Here is a 17,822-nt window from a genome sequence, read left to right on the forward strand (position 1 = left end):
CGGCGGTGGGCAGGGGCGAGCATCAAGAAGCGATCGGATCACTCCGTGACGGGCAGGCACTCGGCGAGCAGGGCGACGATGTCCCGCCAGGCTCGCCGCGCGTGCCGGGGGTGGTAGCCGACGCCAGGAGGCGTGGCGTGGTCGACCGTCGGGTGGTGGAAGGCGTGCAAGGCGCCGCCATAGACCACGAGGCGCCAGTCGACGCCCGCGGCCCGCATCTCCTCGGTGAACGCGGCTCGTTGCGCGGGCGGCATGATCGGGTCCTCCGATCCGACCCCGGCCCAGACCGGGCAGCGAATGCGCGCCGCCTCGCCTGGGCGGCCCGTGGTCAGCGCGTTGACCGTTCCGATCGCGCGCAGGTCGACGCCGTCGCGGCCGAGTTCCAGTGCGACCGCGCCCCCGGTGCCGTAGCCGATGGCGGCGATCCGGCCGGGGTCGGCCCGTGGTTCGGCACGCAACACGTCGAGCGCGGCGTGACCGATTCCTCGCATCCGGTCGGGGTCGGCGAGCAGGGGCAGGCAACGGGCCAGCATCTCCTCGGGGTTGTCCAGATAGCGTCCGCCGTGGAGGTCGAAGGCCAGCGCCACGTACCCCAGTTCGGCCAGCGCCTCGGCCCGGCGACGCTCGACATCGCTGAGCCCCATCCCCTCGGGCCCGATCAGGACCGCGGGCCGGCGCCCGGCACCGGCCGGGAGCGCGAGGTGTCCGATCATCGTCAGGTTGTCGGCCGGGTACGCGACCGTACGGGTGGTCACCGTCGTCATACGACTGGACGGTAATGACCGTTGGGCCCGCTCGGGGGTGGTGTTCACCGATGGCAGACAGCGGTCTGTCCCGACCGCATGCCCGACCTCGTCGGCCACCGAGGACGACGGGCAGCCCCGTACCGGAGCCGACCGTCGTCCTCGGCATGCCGGGCAGGGCCGCCGCCTTCCCCGCCCGGTACGGCCACCGGGCGGGGTGAGCGGATCCCGCAGGTCACCTCACCCGGCGGCCGGGCGTCCTGCTTCCGGGCGCCTCAGTTCCAGGAGGCGGCCACCAGGAACCGTTCCGCGGCGGCCAGATGGGCGGCCGAGGCGAGCCAGGCGCGCGCGTAGCCGTCGGCCGACGGGTCGAGGAGACGGCCGAAGGAGTCGCGGGGGCGGCGGTCCGCCTCGGCCGTCAGGTCCTGGGCCAGCCGGGCCGCGCCGACGAGCCCGGCCCGGCGCAGCGGTACGGCGAAACCGGCCGTCTCCGTGCCGCGCGCCGCCTCGGCGACGGCCCGCCGACCGCCCGCGACGCCGGTCTCCAGCAGCCGCCGCACCCGCCACAGCGGCGCGTCCGCCAGTGGATCGGGACCGGCCGTGACCGGACCGGGGCCGGTGCGCGCGTCCGTGCCGGCCGGTGCGACCCGCGGGATGTTGTCGCCCTGGAGCCGGTCGTAGCCCAGATCGGCCCGCCCCCGCCACTCCTCCGGCAGCCGCAGCGTGTACGCGGCCCCCGGCACCGGCCCCACCGCCAGCGGACGAAGCGTCGCCGCCCGGTCCAGATCGGGCCGGCCGAGGACCCGCAGCGCCAGACCCGGGAACGCGGCGATCAGCCGCAGATTGGCCGCGTGCGGCAACTCGGGGTGCGGATGGGCGGGACGCAGCCGCACCAGCGGTCCGCCGCCGAGCACCCGGGCCACCAGATGGTCCCCGGCCGCACCGGCCACCTCCACGTCACAGCCCAGCAGCCCCGCACCCGGCGCGTCCGGGCCCGTCCCGCTCTCCTCGGCCACCGAGAGCGCCTCGGCCACCGCCTCGTGCACCGGCCGGGCGAACAGCGCCGCCACGGGCGCCTTTGACCAGTCCACCCCGCGCAGCGGCGTGGCGCGCACACTCCGGCCCGCGCCGAGCCGTCCGTCGGCCGAGACGGTCGCACCGGCGATCAGCAGCCCCCCGCGGGCCAGCCCGGCGTGGTCGAGGATCCCGCCCCCGAGCGCCACGGACGCGGAGCCCGCGCCCCTGGCCCGGCCCAGGCCACCGGGCCGTACGTCGGAGAGGGTGAAGCCGATCCCGTCGGTGCCGAGCAGATGGGTCGTCACACCGCCGTAGCCGGTGGCGGACAGGACGGGTTCCCGGCACAGGCCGTACACGCGCAGGCTGCCGCCCTGTTCGTACGCCCGGCGCGCACCTCCGGCCCACGCGGCACCGGCCGTGCCGGAGGCGAGCGGCGCGGCACCGGCGAGCAGTTCGCGGAAGGCGTCCGCGAGATCGCCGAGCCGTTGCCCCTGGCTCCGGTCCCGCGCCGCGCGCAGGCCCCGTACGACCCGCAGCGCGGCGGCCTCGGCGCGGGGCAGCCCGGCGAGGCGCGCGCTGTGGGCGGCGCGCAGGAGTTCGGCCTGGACGACCGCGCCGCCGGCCGCGACCCCGGCGGACAGGGCCTCGGCGGCCGCTTCCCACAGAGCGGTTCCGGCCCGGGTCTGCGCGGGCGTGAGCGCGGTCTCCCCGGGGCCCGCCGAAGGGGCGGGTGACGCGGGGGAGGGGGTGTGCGGTGCGGTGGGCCCGGCCGGGACGGCGGCCGGTTCCTCGTCCGCCCCGCCGCCGGACCGGGCCGACGCGTCCGTCTCCGGCTCGGCCGGCCCGGACAGGCCGGACACATCCGCGATCGGGGCCGCCCCCAGCACCGCCGCCCGATGCAGACAACGCGGCGCCAGAAGGCAGCCGCACACGGCCTGTCCGGCCTCCGTGACCGCGCCCGACGGCCCCGGTCGCAGGGTGACCACCGTGTCCTCGCCGAAACGTACCTCGACCGCCCCGTCCGCACCGGCCGCGGCCCGTTCGCCGCACTCCGCGATCGTGGCGTCGAGCTTCTTGCGGAGCCGCGCGGTCAGCTGCTCCACGGCCCCCGCGAGGACCTCGGGGGCGACGGGCGGCAGGAGTTCGGTGCTCAACGGGCTTCTCCACGAAGGCGGTCGCCGACCCAGCGGGCGAGGGCGAGCGGACTGAGGGCGGCCACCGGCATGCCGGCGGCGACGAGTTGGCGCGCCACCGGAACCGAGTAGCGGGGCGTACCGGTGTCGTCGAGGGCCGCGCACCCGAGCAGATGCGCGCCGGACGAGGCGAGCGCGCGGACCTCGGCGAGCAGCCCGGCGACCGGTGCGCCCTCCTCGAAGTCGCTGACCACGACGACGAGGGTGCGGCTCGGCACGGTGATCAGCGAACGGGCGTGCGCGAGCCCGGCGGCGATGTGCGTCCCGCCGCCGACGCGGACCTCCAGCAGCAGGGACAGCGGGTCCGCCACCCGGTCGGTCAGATCCGCCACCTGTGTGGAGAAGGCCAGGAAGTGCGTGGACAGGGTCGGTACGCCGCCCAGCACGGCGGCGGTCAGCGCCGACCAGATCACCGAGGCCTCCATCGAACCGGAGACGTCGACGACGAGGACGAGCCGCCAGTCCGCCTCCTTCGCCGACCGGCTGCCGAACACGGGGCGTTCGGGGACGACGACCACCCGGCCGTCGTCCGTGCGGCGTGTGTGCGCCAGATTCGCGCGCAGGGTACGGGCGAGGTCGAGACGGCCACCGGGGCGCCGGGTCGGGCGCGGGGTGGAGAGCCCGGACAGGGCCGGGCGTACGCGAGTGGCGAGTTCCCGGGCGAGTTCGTCGACCAGCCGCTTCACCAGCGGCCGCAGCCGGGCGAGCCGGGCCTCGGGCAGGCCGCCGGCCAGGGACAGTACCGAACTCAGCAACTCCACCGACGGACGCACGGACGCCGGGTCCAACTCGGCGAGGACATCGGAACGTCCCGCGCCGGCGGCGTCCGCGAGCACCTCCTCACGGACATCGGGGCCGAACAGCGCCCGGAGTTCCTCGGACCACTCGCGGGCCGTGGGGAACGAGGCATCCCGGCCGCCGCCCGACCCGCCGCCGAGATCCTCGGCGCCCTCGCCGCGGCCGTGCCCGTACAGCTCGTCCAGAGCGTTCGCGTACCGGCGGGCCTCGCCGTTCAGCCGGTCCTGGTGACGGCCGAGGAGCAGCCGCCAGCGGTCCGCCCCGCCGAGCCGGCGCTCCGGCACGGGCAAGGGCGAGGGCGAGGGGACGGGCGGCGTCGGGGCGACGGGGTGAGCGGGTGCGCCCTTCGCGCGATCGTCCGCCGTACGGTTCTCCGCCGTACGGTCGTCCGCCGCCGGCGGGTGCGTGCCGGCCGCGTCGGCGCCGGGCAGGGGAAGGTTCTTCAGCGCGGCGAGCCCGGCCGCGTCGGCCGAGGCCCACAGGGCGAGCAGCTCGGGCGGGGCGTCGAGGGACAGGTCGAGCCGGTCGCCGAGCCGCTCGGTCACCGTGGTCAGTATGCGGTCGCGGTCGGCCGGGGTGAGGACGTCGAAACCACCGCGCAGCGCCGGGAGCCGGTCGAGGAACTCCTCGTCCGTGAGGGTGTCGACGCGGTCGAGCAGCGGGGTGAGCGCGGCCGGGGACGACTGGAGCAGCGGCCCGGCGGCGGTGAGCAGCCCGCCGAGCCGCTTCGTCAGGGCGCGCCGCGCGTCGGGGCCGGTCGCCCCGTCGATCCATCCCGCCACGCGCTCGCCCAGCCCGTCGGCCGGATCGAGGTCGAGCAGCACACGGACCGCCCGGGCCGCACCCTGGACGAGCGGGGAGGCGTCGGCGGCGAGAGAGGCGAGCACATGGTCCATCCGGAGCCCCGACTGCCGGGCGGCCGCCCGGCTCGCCAGCGCCACCAGGGCCGCCGCGTCCGCGGGGGAGTCGCTCCCGGCGAGACCGGGCAGCGCGCGGACGGCGGCTTCGAGCAGCTCGCCGGTCAGCTCGCCCGCGACCGCGCGGGCCTCGGGAGTGGTCCCGGGATAGTGGCCGCGCCGCAGCCCCTCCAACAGATCGAGGGCAGAGAGGAGTTCGGGAAGGTCGGCGGTGGCGGGCAGCACGGCGGCGGCCTCGCGCAGCCGGTCGTCGACGAGTCCGGGCAGATCGCAGCGCGCGGCGGCGGTGAGCCCGGTCAGGACCTGTGCGGCGGTCGGGCCGCCCTCGGCCGCCTCGCGGCGCGCGGTCTCGCGCAGCGTGCCGGCCGCCGCCTGCGCGGCGGTGACCCCGCGGGCGCCCGCGAGATCGAGACGGGCGGGCACCGAAGGCGTCCACGTCAGCCGCCACTTGCTGCCGAGCGCCGTGCCGTCGCCGGTGGCGGCGACGGCGACCGGCTCGCCGTACGACGCCCCGATCACCCGCAGGCGTTGCAGCAGCACCTCGCGCTCGCCGTCCAGCGGCGAGCGCAGCGGGTCCAGCCGTACCTCCCGGGGCTCGGGCTCCTCCGGGCGCGGCAGCCGCAGCCGGGCCAGCTCCTCCTCGACGGCCGGGCCGAGACCCGAGCGCGGGGCGTGCGGCGATATCCGGCCGCGGGCGGTGCCGACGAACACCGTCTCCAGGGCGCGCGCCAGCGCCCGGCCCCGGCCCAGGGGCTCGCCCTGGCCGAGGACGGAGGTGACGGCTTCGAGAAGTTCGCCGCGCCCGGGCGCGGGCAGCCCGCGCAGCGACGCGAGGTCGCAGGCCACGCGCAGGGTCTCGGCCGCCTCGCCGGTGCCTGCCTGGTGGCCCGCCCGGCGCAGCTCGCGGCACAGCCCCGTCAGCGCGGCGGCGGCCGCGTCGCGGAGCCGCTCCGGGTCTCCGCCCGCCTCGAACACGGCCTGCTGCCAGCGCGGGTCGCGGATGCCGGCGGGATAGCCGGAGCGCGAGTCGAGCAGATCGAAGGAGTACGGCACGAACGAGGTGACGGACACCTCGGCGCCCGTCGCCGTCGCCGTCACCGTCCCCGTGCCGAGACCGATCCCGGCCTCCCCGTCCGGGGCGCCGACCGTGTCGCCGAGGGATCCGGAGCCGTCCAGGAGGAGCGCCGGGGCATGGAACGCGCCGACCACGGCGGCCACCCGCCGGCCGCCCGCCGCGGCCTCGGCGACGACCCGGCGCATCCGGGCCTCGCGGGCGAGATCGGTCGCGGGCACCGCGCCGTCGGAGCGCAGCGCCCATCCCACCCCGAGCGCCGCCCGGCGGACGGCCTCGGGCGAACCGCCGGGCGCGAGCACCTCGACGGCGCGGTCCCACAGGTCGTCGCCGTCCCGGCCGGTTCCGGCGGAGGAGAGCGCGGCGGCGAAGGAACGGCGACCGCCCTCGCCCGGTTCCTTCGCGCCGTCCGCGTCCGGCGCCTGTTCCGCACCGGCCACACCCTCCGAGCCGTCAGCCGGCAGGGCGGGCGCGGGCGCCAGGGACCAGCCGGGGTCGGAGAGCGGCAGATCGCAGCAGACGACCTCGGCGCCGCGCTCCCGGGCCCAGCGCACCGCCGCCAGCTCCGGGGAGAAGTCGGCGAAGGGATAGAACGACAGCCGCCCGTCCCGTCCCGAACCGGCCAGCGCGACCGGCGCCGTGGTCTCGGGGTCGGCGAGATGCTCCAGCCACGGCCGGAAGTCGGCGGGCAGCTCCACGCAGACCGTCTCGGCGCCCGCCGCGTCGAGGAGCGCGGGCACCATCGCGGCGAGCGCCGGGCTGTGGTGGCGTACGCCCAGCAGATACGGGGTGCGCGACGCGGCGAGCGTGTCCACCGCCTCCCGGGGCCCGAGCCCGGAGAGCCTGTCGAGACGGCCCGGACGGCCAGGACGGCCAGGGCGATCGGGGGCGTCGGGGTCGGCGGGACCGCCGGGGGGATCGAGGGGTACGACGGCGGTCACCGCAGGCTCCCGCGCAGGTCCCAGAGGCGGCGCCACATGGCCGAGCCGTTCTCGGCGCGGCGGCGGACCGGGCCGTCCCAGTAGCCGAGCAGCCGGGCGTGGTCGGCCGGGTCGTCCTTGCGGACGACACCCAGGAGATGACCGGGGAGCAGATCGAGGACGTCCCCGCCGGGCAGATACGCGGCCGCCAGACCCATGGAGGCGGCGACCTGCACCGCCTCGGCGGTGGACATGACCGTGCCGGGCCGTTCCACGTCCCAGCCCTCCGTGGAACGGCCCGACCGCAGGTCGCGGAAGACGGTGACGAGGGCGTCCAGGACGGCGTCGTCGACACCGAAGCCGGCGCCCGCCCGCTCGACCGCGGCGACGGCCTGACGGCGGATCAGGACGGCCTCGGCGTCCGCGTCGGCGATAGGGTGCACCGTCTCGAAGTTGAAGCGGCGCTTGAGCGCGGCGGACATCTCGGAGACGCCCCGGTCGCGCAGGTTGGCGGTGGCGATCACGGTGAAGCCGGGGACGGCGCTGACCACGGCGTCCTCGGTGGCGGTCAGCTCGGGAACGGTGAGACGCCGGTCGGACAGCAGGGACACCAGGGCGTCCTGCACCTCGGGCAGACAGCGGGTGATCTCCTCGACCCGCACCACCCGGCCGGTGCGCATCGCGGACAGCACGGGGGAGTCCACCAGCGCCTCGGGAGTGGGCCCCTGGGCGAGCAGCAGGGCGTAGTTCCAGCCGTAGCGGAAGGCGTCCTCGGTGGTTCCGGCGGTGCCCTGCACGGTCAGGGCACTGGTGCCGCAGACGGCGGCGGCGAGCAGCTCCGACAGCATCGACTTCGCGGTGCCGGGCTCGCCGGTGAGCAGCAGTCCGCGGTCTCCGGCGAGGGTGACGACACACCGCTCCACCAGCGCCCGCTCGCCGACGAACTTCGGGGCGACCACGAGCTTCGCCGGCAGGCCCGCGCGGCGCTTCGGCAGCGCGAGTTCCACCCCGTCGCTGCCGCAGACGAAGGTGACGACGGCACGCGGTGTGAGCGCCCAGCCGGGCGGGCGGGGGCCCGGGTCCTGGGCGGCGAGGAAGGCGAGTTCGGTGGCGTGGCGCTCCTCGGCCGGGAGGACCTGCCGGGCGGGCGTGGACGGTGGGGTGACGCTCATGCGTGGGTTCCTTGTACGGGTGGGACGGTCCACGAGGACCGCCTGACGACGAACGACGATGGGGGGAGGGGAGCGGACCGGGCGGCGGGGACGGCGGCGCGGGGCGGTGGGCGGGGAGCACCCCGAAAAGGGGCACGCCCCGCCCACCGCCAGGCCGGGCCGGCGGCTCAGCGGCGCCGGCGGGTGCGCTTCACCTTGAGCTCCTCGAAGCGCGGCAGGTCGCCCTCGGTGATCCGCCGCCACGCCCGGGCGTACAGCTCGGCGACCGGCTCGACCGGCACCAGGGCACCCAGCGCGGGCCGGTCGCCCGCGAGCGGCCCGTACATCGGCAGCTTCCACCGCTCGACGGGCGGCACGGGAGCCGTCTGCTCGACCCAGGCGCCGGGCAGGAACAGCGAGCGTCCGGCCCGGGCCCGGACCGCGGACACGACCAGGTCGGTGGCGGCGAGTTCGGCGCGGGCCGCCTTCAGCCGGGCCGGCTTCCACCCGGTCCACCGTGCCGTGTTCCGGTCGGTCGGGTCGGGCAGGGCGAGGAGCATCAGATACAGCGTCGCGGCGTCCGCGCCGAGACCGTGGGCCCCGGCGGCCTCGGCGACCAGCTCGGGCACCGAACGCGACGGGTCCTGCGGCCACCAGGTCCCGTCCTCGTCCCGCTCGCCCGCCGCGGGCGCGCCCGGGTCGGCCAGGAGCCGGGCGAACACCGGGTCGTGGGCCCGCCGCAGCGCCACCTCGACGGCCGTCGGATGCTGCTCGGCGCCGCGCAGCAGGGGCAGGTACGGGTCGGAGCCGGTGGAGTCGAGCAGCGAGGTCCGCAGTGCCGGGAGGGGCTGGCCGTCGTGGGTGGCCATGAGGACCGCGCCGTACCGCTCGTGGTCCGGGGCCGTCTCCGTCGGCGCGCCGGCGGCCTTCCGGAAGTCCGCGAGCTGCGTGTAGTGCCCGAGGGCGAGCAGCAGTTCCGGTGCGGCGAGCCGCTGCCGTACGGCGGTCAGCGCGGCCGGCAGCGCGGCCCGCGAGGCGTCCCCGGCCGGCAGCCGGTGGGCCAGCCAGGCCGTCAGGCTCAGCGCGCTCACCAGCACCGTGTGGGTGAAGGAGGGCTCGTCCGGGACCACGGGCTCCGGGCGGTCGTTCTTGATCCGCCAGGCGACGTCGGTGCTCAGCTCCGCGGCGGACCGAGGGTCGAGCAGCGCGGACAGCGCCCGGGGCGTGGGCCAGCCGCTCCGGACGGCGCGGGTGGCCTCCGTGGTCAGCCAGTCGGGGACCCGCACCCGCTTGCCGACCCGCGCGTTCCACACCTCGGCCGCCGCCGCCACGTCCGGGCCCTCGGTCCACAGCGCCGCCGGGTCCTCGGGCAGCAGCGCCGCGACGACCGCTCGGCGCACCTCGTAGGACAGCGCTCGCAGTTCGTCCCGGGCGAGCCTGGCCTCGGCGACCTTCAGACCGAGGGTCTTGCGCAGTTCGGCGGGCAGGAAGTTGTTCTCCCAGTTGTCGATGCCGGGCATGCCGACGACGACGATCCGGGCCAGGGCGCCGGTGGCTCCGGTCAGCCGGGCGAACTCCTCGGCCGCCTCGGCGGCGAACGGGGCCGGCCCGCGCGCGCCCGCCTCCTTCAGGAACGCGGTCAGCCAGTCCGCGCCCCGGGCGGGGTCGCCGACCGCCGCGCTGCCGCGCAGGGTGTAGGGGCCGGGCACCTCGAACCGGCCGCTCGGGTCGTGCAGCAGCGCGCCGAACTCCCGGCCATGGGTGGTGGCCGTGGTGCTCGCGTGGCGGACCTGATGTCCGGTGTGCTCGACCGGCTCCGTGAAGCCGAGCGCCGCTCCGCCGCCGAGCGGGAGCACACTGCGATGGGAGGGGTTGCGCCCCTGGCCGTCCGGTGCGGTCAGCTGCGCCGGCTCCAGGCGGACGGTCACCCGGCGCCAGTGCCCGGCAGATTCGGCGGCCGACGCCAGGCCGAGGTCGTCGATCCGTCCGAGCATGGCGAGCAGGGCCGTCCGGTGCTCGTCCGCCGTACCGGGAGCGACCGCCCGGAAGGCGAGCGCGGCGGGCTGGTCGAGGAAGGCGGTGAAGGGCAGCCCGGAGTACGGCAGGGCCGGCAGGTCGAAGTGGAGCCGGCCGGGTACGGCCTTCGCCGCGGTGTCGGCGCGCGCCGAGGCCAGTTCTGCCAGATAGCGGTGGGAGACGTCCTCGTCGGTGCCCCGGTTGTAGTACCCGGAGTCCACGATGCCGTGGAGCGCGGCGCCGAGCAGATGATCGGACGGGCCCTGGCTGCGGGCCCCGGCGGGCTCGTTCGCGGGGTCGAGCCGGTCGGCGACGGCGGACAGCGCCTTCTGCTGCTGGACGGCGAAGTGGAGCACCCGCACCACACCGGCGACCAGTTCGGGGGTGGCGACGTCCGGCAGCGCGGCCCGTACCAGCTCGGGGAAGTCCGTGACGCGCGCCGCGCAGACGGCCGCCTTCAGCAGGTCCGCGGCGCTTTGGTCGTCGGCGGCGCGCAGGGCGGCCGACCCGCGCGGGTCGCGGGCGCGCAGCGCGTACAGGAAGGGCAGCGGCGGCAGGGCCGACGCCGCCGTCTCGAAGATGTCGTCGTAGCCGGCGTGGGCGGTCGTGGTGACGACACCGTCCGGGTCGCCGAGCGACAGTGTCCGCCACTCCCGTGTCAGCGAGCGGGGGCGGTCGTCGCCCGGGAAGGTCAGGGCCGCGACCGGCTGACGGCTGTCCTCGGGCAGGGTGATCTCGCGTCCGGCGGTGTCGGAGGCGTGCCAGCCGACGCCCGGCAGCCGTACGACGCGCCAGCCGAGCAGACCGCCGGCGGGCGCGCCGAGGACGGAGCCCTCGACCGTGGGCGCGGGCCGCACCCAGGAGTGCTCCGCGAACAGCCGGGCACCGGGCGCGTGCGGGAGCAGCGCGTCGGCCAGGAAACCCGGCTGCGAGCGCCGCCCGTGCGTCCCCTCGGCGGGGTCGTACTCCGTCCAGCCGCAGTCGGCCGACCCCTCGGGGCTGTCCCATACCCAGTACGAGGAGCCGTCGGACAGCACCGGACTCTCCCTCGGCACCCGGGTGTCACCGGCGTGCAGGACACCGCGGCCGGTGGTGCGACCGCCGCCGGGCAGCGCGAGGCTGAGGTGCTCGGAGCGCATCCGCCACTCGTCGACCCCGTCCAGGGTGACCACCCGGTCGGGATCGGTGTGCCAGTAGCCCTGGGGTTCCTCGCGGCCGTAGGTGCTCCAGAACACCAGGAGCGCGCCGTCGACGTAGTGGAAGCCGTACTTGCGGACATTGGCCGGGCGCCCGCGCAGATCGTGCACGAGGACAGTCGCGTCCGGGCCGACGACCCGGACCTGGGCGCTGTTCGCCACGATCAGATACGGCCAGGACTCCACGACGGTCAGACCGCCGCGCCCGTCGCGCGCCGGGGCCAGCTCCGCGAGGGCCTCCTCCCAGGCGGGCCAGTGCAGTTCCTCCCACAGGCCGCCGCGCAGGGTGCGGGCCAGCAGTGCGCCGAGGTCGGCGCCCGTCGCGGCGGCGACCTCCTCCTCGGCGAGTGCGAGGGCCTCGGCGGGCAGCCACGACAGCCGGGCGATGGCCTTCGGCAGTCCCGGAAGTCCGGCGGACACCGATTCCCGGGCGACCCGGCGCGCCCACGCCGTGAGCAGCGGCCGGCCACCGGCCGAGGCGGCGAGCCGCCGCATCACGGCCACGCTCTCCGGCCCGGCGTCGTACTCGTCGGCACCGGCGTCGAAGGCGGCGTGGAAGCGCGGGTCGGCGGCGATCGCGGCCAGATCCCGGGGCTCCTGTGAACGGTGCCAGTCCGTCAGATCGAGCGCCCCGCGCCGGCGGCGCGCCTCCGGGTCCGGGGCCGGGCCGGCCACCGGAATCCCCAGGGCCAGCAGCAGATCGAGCAGATTGGCGTCCTCGACGCCGATCCGCAGGGCACCCGCGCCGTCGGGGCGGGCCGCGAGCTCGGCGCGCAGACGTCCGGCCGCCCGGGTCACCAGATCCAGCAGGGCGGGCGGTGTCGGCCGGGAACCCCAGCCGCGATGGCGCGCCGCGTGGAAGCGCTCCAGCCAGCCGGCGGCACCGTCCGCGCACCGGGTCTCGGCCGGGGCGTCGTCCTCGGTCAGCCCGGCGTCCGCCCCCGAGTCCGCGAGGATGCCCAGCCACAGCGCGGCCATTTCCCCGTTCTCCTCGGGCGGGGTCAGCGACAGCAGGGTGCCGCGTACGGCCGGGACCCGGCGGGCCAGCGCGACCAGCGCCGCACGGTGCGCCTTCCACCAGCCGCCGGCCGCCCGCAGGGTGGCGGGCAGCGGCAGCAGCTCCGCGAGGTACTCCTGCTCCGCCTCGCTGGCCGGCCAGCCAGCGGCCCGGGCCAGCCGCCGCAGTTCGCCGGCCGCCTGGGCGGACGGGGCGAGTCCGCCCGCCGTCCGGCGTACGCACAGCCGCCGGAAGCGCTCGTACGCCTCGGCGGGCGCGAGCCGCGCGGACAGCTCCTTGCCGTACCCCGTGAGGACCTTCACCGGCAGCGCGCCGGCCAGGGCGAACTCCAGGAAGACGGCGTCGAGCCGGTCCTCGTCGACGGGCAGCCCGTGCTGGGCCTCGCTGGTGCGGGCGCGGCCGAACAACTGCCCTGCGTACGCGGTGTTCTCCACGCCGAGGAAGACGCGCGCGGCCTGCTCGTAGAAGACGGGCAGGAAGTGGGGGACGGACGCGGCGAGCCGGCCGGCCAGTTCGCCGACCGCGTCCAGCGCGGCCTTCGGCTTGGTCTTCGCCTGCCGGGTCAGCCGGTCCAGCTCCGGTACGACCGCGAGCGCGTGGTGGCCGTCCTTCGGGTGGTGGACGAGCACCCACTCGGGGAAGCCCAGTTCCCGGCGCCGGCCGAGGCCCACCACGGCCGGTTCGGCCACGGGGGCGAGGCCGAGGAAACCGGCGGCGAGGTCCTCGGCCGGGCCGAGTTCGGCGGCGGCCAGACGGACCACCACCCGCTCCTCGCCCAGTACCGGGTGGCCGTAGCTCCGCGCGGTCAGCGGGACCGCCGAGGGGCCCGCCCCCTCGGTGCCGGCCGGGAGGACGGCTCCCGCCGCGAGCAGCCGCTGGTCGTCCGTCGCCGGGGTCGTGGCCGAGGTTGTCCCCGCGGTCGTGGCCACGGTCGTCCCTGCGCCCTTGGTCGTGGTCGTGCCGGTCACGCGTCCCCACCCTTTTCGATCGTGCGGCCCGCGTAGAGCGCCGCGGCCATGCGCATTCCCTCGGACCAGGCGACCGGTCCGACCTCCGTCAGCCGCATCGCGCGGCCGTCCTCGTCGTGCCAGCCGAGCGCGCCGGTCTCCGACTCCCCGTCCCAGTACGGCTCGCCGATCCAGACCGACGCCTCCCCGGCGCGATCGCCGTCGCGGACCTTGCAGGTGGCGTAGCCGCCGGACACCCGGTAGCCGAGGCTCGTGGCGCGCGCGGCCAGACCGAAGCGGGACGCGAACTTCCCGCCCGCGTAGTCCCGTACCTCCGTGGCCGACGAGGACCGCGCGTCGCCGGTCCCCGCTTCCTCGGGACGGCTCCAGGTGGCCCGGTGGATCTGCTCGACCCGCTGGGTGATGCCGAGTTCGGCCGCGAACTCCCGTACGTCCTCCAGATCGGGGAGCAGCACGGGGTGCGGAAGGGTCACGGTGCGCGGCGCGATCCGTACCGTCTCGCCGTCGAGGTCGACGAGCCGCAGCTCACCGTCCGCCGACACGTCGCGCAGGAAGCCGACCTCGTCGGGGTCGTCGCCGACGACCGCCATGTCGCGCAGGGCCGACCGCCATGCCTCGTCCGGCCACACCCGGGCTATCAGCTCGGTCGGCACCGGCAGCGAGGAGACCATCCAGGTGTCCACCTGGGCCAGACACGAGGCCGAGTGCCGGTCCAGCCACTCGGACAGCCGCCGCAGCCGGTCCACTTCGGGATCGTCGCGCAAGGCCTTCGGCAGACTCTTCAGCTGCCGCCCCCCGGCGCGCCGTGCGACCACACGCCCGTCCTCAAGGGTGATCTCGTACCCCTCACCCGCTGCCAGCCACGTCATCAGCCGTGCCCCTCCGCCCAATTCCACTGGAACCGTGAATCCGCGCAGCCGGAACCAGAGGCCCCGAGGCCCCCCTGACTGCGGTATGTGAAGGACACTATCGAGGGCCACTGACAACGGCCGCGCGGGTGGGCACACCGGGACACTTCGGCCATCGTCGTGCCGGGTCGGAGGGGTGACAGGGGTGACAGGGGGGCGGTCGGGCACGACGGCCGGGGCCTTGGCCCTCCTGCGGAGCGGGCCGATGCCCGGCGCCCGCCCGGCCGCTGACGGTGCGCCGACCGCCGGCCGCCGACCGCCCGTCAGCGGTTGTCCTGGTCCGACCTCGGCCGTCCGCGCGCCGTCCCGCGCACGGGCGGGTGAACCCGGGCGGTTCACCCGGCGGCGGGGCGGCCCCGGCGCCGAAGATCGGCAGGACATCCGAGGAAGCGGGACGGAAGCCGGACCGGCGGGCCCGGGGCCGGCGAAGACGAAGGACGGGACATGAACCGGAGTCCGGAGCAGCAGGTGCCGATGAGCGATCTCTGTCAAAGGCTGTACGGCCTGTCGGCCGCGACCCCGGAGGCCTTCCTCAACTACGGCAAGGTGCTGATGGTGATCGCCGGTTCGGACGGCGAGCTCAGCGAGCCCGAGTTCGACTGGCTGATGAAGCATCAGGAACTGATGGGCGCGCCGCGCGAAGTCCTCGATCTCTACCGGGACTTCGACTACCGCGATGCCGACATCGAGGACCTGCTGCCCGCCATCCGCACCGATGTGGACACCTGGCGGGCCGCCCCGCACCTCGTGTACCACGCGATCCAGATGTGCGGCGCGGACGGGGTCTACGCGGCGGCCGAACGGGCCCAGGTGATGCGGGCGGCCCGGCTGATGGGCGTTCCCGACGACATCGTGCTGTCGCTGCACGCGCTGGTGGACATGGAGCGGGCGGTGTACGACCTGCGGGCCGCGCTGTTCCACGTCAGCACCGCTGCGGACGGGCCCGGTTCGGGGGCCGGGTCCGGCGGCGGGGCCGGGGAGGACGGAACGGGCGCCCGCCGGCGGTGAGCACGGCGGGCGCCCGCTGCGGGGAAGATCAGGGCCGCAGGATCAGACGGATCGGGTCGCCGGTCTTGTGCGTGAGTCGCTCCACCGCCTCGGCGGCCCGCGCCAGCGGGAGTTCACCGCTGATCGAGGCGGAGAAGTCCAGCCTGCCACCCTTGAGGAGGGACAGCAGCTGCGGCAGCGCGACCGGCATGTCGGAGCCGTAGTGGCCGAGGATCCGCTGCTGGAGATAGCTGAAGCGGGTGCCGTCGGCGACGGTCAGCGGCTGGTCGGTCAGGCCCGCGAGCACCAGCCGGCCCTTGGGTGCGAGAACCGTCAGCGCCTGTTCGCGGACGGCCGGCACCCCGGCGAAGTCGAAGGCGGCGGCGAGTCCGGCTCCACCGGTCGCCGCGCCGATCCGCTCGCGCAGCGCCGGGTCGGCGGGGTCGAGCGCCAGGTCGGCGCCCTGGGCGAGGGCGCGTTCGCGGGCGGTGGGGTTGGGGTCGACGGCGATGACGGGGCACGCGCCGACGGCCCGCAGCAGCTGGACGGCGTGCACGCCGAGCCCGCCGACACCCCAGACACCGACGGCCTCGGCGGGCCTCACGGCACCCGTGACGGTGATCGCGCCCCACGGCGTGGAGACCGCGTCCGGGATGATCGCGCCCTGGTCGAAGGGGATGGCCTCGGGCAGTTCCGTGAGGGCGTACTCGGAGGAGAGCGCGTACTCGGCCCAGCCGCCGTCGTAATCCACCCCGCGGGTGTACGTGACCCCGTCGCGGACCTCGCCCGCGTACAGCACCACCCGCTGCCCCGGGGTCCAGCGGGTGACCCCCGGCCCGGTCTCCGCGATCGTGCCGGACACCTCGTGGCCCAGGGTGACCGTGTCGCCGTGCAGGAGCAGTGGCGTGAGGGTGCCGTCGATCAGATGGACGTCCGACAGGCAGACGCCCGCGGCCTCCACCTTCACCAGAACCTGACCGGGGCCGGGCGCGGGCTTCGCCACCTCCTCGATCCGCAGCGTGCGGCTGGGGACGTGCAGCCGGGCGGCGAGCATCTGCTCCATGACGTGGCCTCCTTGACGCGGTGGCGACCCGGGGCCTCGGGCCCCTTAACGCAAGTCGTCTTGCAAAGAAACGTACGCCCGCCCTCCACTTAAAGCAAGTGGCCCTGCGTTACGATGGATCATGGCCTCGCCCGACCGGAACACCCCGCCCCTGCGCCGCCGAGGTGCCCGTATGCGCTCCGCCGTCCTCGCCGCCACCGTGGACGTCCTGACGGAACACGGACTCGCCGGCACCACCGTCGGCGCCGTCGCCCGTGCCGCCGGGGTCCACGAGACCTCCGTCTACCGGAGGTGGGGGACCCGCGAGAACCTGATCCTGGAAGCGCTGACCGAACAGGTCGACACGGCGATGCCCGTCCCGGACACCGGGCGCGTCCACGACGACCTCGTCGCCTACTTCGGCGCGCTGGCCGGCCTCCTCGCGACGGCGCAGGGCGAGGCGCTGCTCCGGCTGAGCGCCGAACGCGACGACAGCCTGCCGGACCGCCGCCTCCCCTTCTGGACCGAACGCCTCGAACGTGGCGCGGTCATGGTCCGCCGGGGCGTCGAGCGCGGCGAACTCGCGCCGGACACCGACCCGGGCCTGGTCATCGAGGCGGTCAGCGGCCCCCTGTTCACCCGCGCCCTCATCAGCGGCGCCCCGCTGGACGAGGACTTCGCGGCGCGACTGGTCGGGCTGGTGCTGGCGGGGGCGTACCCGGGGGCGCGGGCCCGTCCGTGACGGCGAGGGCCCTCGTACGGGGTCTCCCCGGCGCGCCCGGGCAAGCGCGCGCCCCCTCGCACCACCGTCCGCCCCGGCGCGCGTGGCCCTCGCCCGGGGAATATGCCGGAGTTCGCCTGCGCCGCGTCCGCCCGGTCGGCCAGGGTGGGACCTCGTGCCGCTGCGGCGTCCCGCGGCAGCGGTCCCGCGACGAGGAAAAGGGGAGGCCGGCCATGTGGGAGCTGGACAGTGCGGAGGGACACCGGGGGCGGGTGGGGGTGCTGCTGCCGGACGGCACCGTGCCCGGTCCGGTGCACTACGACATCGGCAGCGGCGCGACCTTCCACAAGTCCACGGACTGGCACATCTACGACGGCACACTCGGCGCCCCGCGCGCGGAGCGGATGCGCGGGGCGTGCGCCTGCGGCTGGTTCGGCGAGGACACCTACCCGATCGAGTGGGACAAGGTCTCCCGCCGCGAGCCGTACCGCTACGACATCACCGGCCCGCAGGAGGACTGGGCGACCCACGCCCGGGAGACGGCAGCGGGCGCGTGGCCGATCCCCGAGGACCTCGTCGACCTGATCGCCCGGCTGCGCGCACGGGTCGACGAGCTGGAGCACGGCGACATCCTGGCCGGACTGCGGGTCATCGGCGAACTGGACTTGATCATCGCCTGCTCCGGCGGCTACTTCGCCCGCGCCGCCACGGGCAGGTATCCGGATGACGAGATCGCGCAGGCGCTCGGCAGCACCGAACAGGCCCTGACCACCCGCCTGCGCCGGTACGACCGCGGCTACTACTGAGCGAGGAAGCCCCGGCTCACCGCCCGCCCCGGCCCCGGCCCCGTCGGCCCGCCGTCCCGTCCCCGTCCTGCCGCGCCCCGGCGCGCCGCAGGGCGGCGCGGTCCCGCGAGCGACCCGCCTTCCGGTTCCGGGCGCCTTTCGCCCGGGCGTCTTCCGGGCCGGGGTGCGGCGGGGATTGCGCGCCGCACCCGCGTTCCGGCCGGCCGGGGGACCCGCGACCGCCGCAGCGGCTCACCCGCCCGGAGCCGCCGGGGTGCGCGCCCTCACGCGGCTCCTTGCGGCCCGAGGCCAGGAACACCCCCTCCGCGTACCGCGCTTCCAGCCACGCGACATGCTCGGTCAGCAACGC

Annotated in this window: 10 protein-coding genes; 3 read left to right on the forward strand and 7 right to left on the reverse strand. The window is 76.2% G+C overall.

Translation table 11 applies throughout. The features are described from left to right. Positions 1 to 38: 38 nt before the first annotated feature. From ABZ990_RS23765 to ABZ990_RS23790, 6 genes are all read right to left on the reverse strand, one after another. Entirely contained in the window at positions 39 to 764 is a 726-nt protein-coding gene (locus tag ABZ990_RS23765; protein WP_361234987.1) for a dienelactone hydrolase family protein, read from the reverse strand. A 254-nt stretch (positions 765 to 1,018) separates the two neighbouring features. Next, a complete protein-coding gene (locus ABZ990_RS23770) occupies positions 1,019 to 2,914 on the reverse strand; it encodes a hypothetical protein (protein ID WP_361234990.1) in 1,896 nt (631 codons plus the stop codon). Beyond that, positions 2,911 to 6,555, reverse strand: a complete 3,645-nt coding sequence (locus ABZ990_RS23775) for a DUF5682 family protein (RefSeq protein ID WP_361234993.1) — start codon at positions 6,553 to 6,555, stop codon at positions 2,911 to 2,913. The genes ABZ990_RS23770 and ABZ990_RS23775 overlap by 4 nt, the downstream gene beginning before the upstream one ends. A 122-nt stretch (positions 6,556 to 6,677) precedes the next feature. Continuing rightward, positions 6,678 to 7,832: an AAA family ATPase gene (locus tag ABZ990_RS23780; RefSeq protein ID WP_361234996.1), complete on the reverse strand. Its 1,155-nt coding sequence runs from the start codon at positions 7,830 to 7,832 to the stop codon at positions 6,678 to 6,680. A 167-nt stretch (positions 7,833 to 7,999) separates the two neighbouring features. Next, positions 8,000 to 12,970 carry a DNA-binding protein gene (locus ABZ990_RS23785; protein WP_361235019.1) on the reverse strand — a complete coding sequence of 1,657 codons (4,971 nt, stop codon included), beginning with the start codon at positions 12,968 to 12,970 and terminating at the stop codon, positions 8,000 to 8,002. Between the two features lie 35 nt (positions 12,971 to 13,005). Then, on the reverse strand, positions 13,006 to 13,878 hold the full coding sequence (locus ABZ990_RS23790) for a DUF4132 domain-containing protein (RefSeq protein ID WP_361234999.1): 873 nt from the start codon (positions 13,876 to 13,878) through the stop codon (positions 13,006 to 13,008). 483 nt (positions 13,879 to 14,361) lie between these two features. Here ABZ990_RS23790 and ABZ990_RS23795 point away from each other — a divergent pair, with 483 nt between their 5' ends. Beyond that, on the forward strand, positions 14,362 to 14,925 hold the full coding sequence (locus ABZ990_RS23795; protein ID WP_361235002.1) for a hypothetical protein: 564 nt from the start codon (positions 14,362 to 14,364) through the stop codon (positions 14,923 to 14,925). 28 nt (positions 14,926 to 14,953) lie between these two features. On the opposite strand, the gene ABZ990_RS23800 is transcribed toward ABZ990_RS23795, so the two are convergent. Next, entirely contained in the window at positions 14,954 to 15,967 is a 1,014-nt protein-coding gene (locus tag ABZ990_RS23800; protein ID WP_361235005.1) for a zinc-binding dehydrogenase, read from the reverse strand. A 121-nt stretch (positions 15,968 to 16,088) separates the two neighbouring features. On the opposite strand from ABZ990_RS23800, the gene ABZ990_RS23805 reads away from it, so the two are divergent. Continuing rightward, complete coding sequence (locus ABZ990_RS23805; RefSeq protein ID WP_361235008.1) at positions 16,089 to 16,688, forward strand: TetR/AcrR family transcriptional regulator; 600 nt, start codon at positions 16,089 to 16,091, stop codon at positions 16,686 to 16,688. 212 nt (positions 16,689 to 16,900) lie between these two features. After that, the gene (locus tag ABZ990_RS23810) at positions 16,901 to 17,473 is read left to right on the forward strand and encodes a hypothetical protein (protein WP_361235011.1); all 573 of its coding nucleotides are present in this window, start codon (positions 16,901 to 16,903) and stop codon (positions 17,471 to 17,473) included. Positions 17,474 to 17,822 lie beyond the last annotated feature (349 nt).

The organism is Streptomyces sp. NPDC046203, from assembly GCF_040646255.1.
GTDB lineage: Bacteria > Actinomycetota > Actinomycetes > Streptomycetales > Streptomycetaceae > Streptomyces.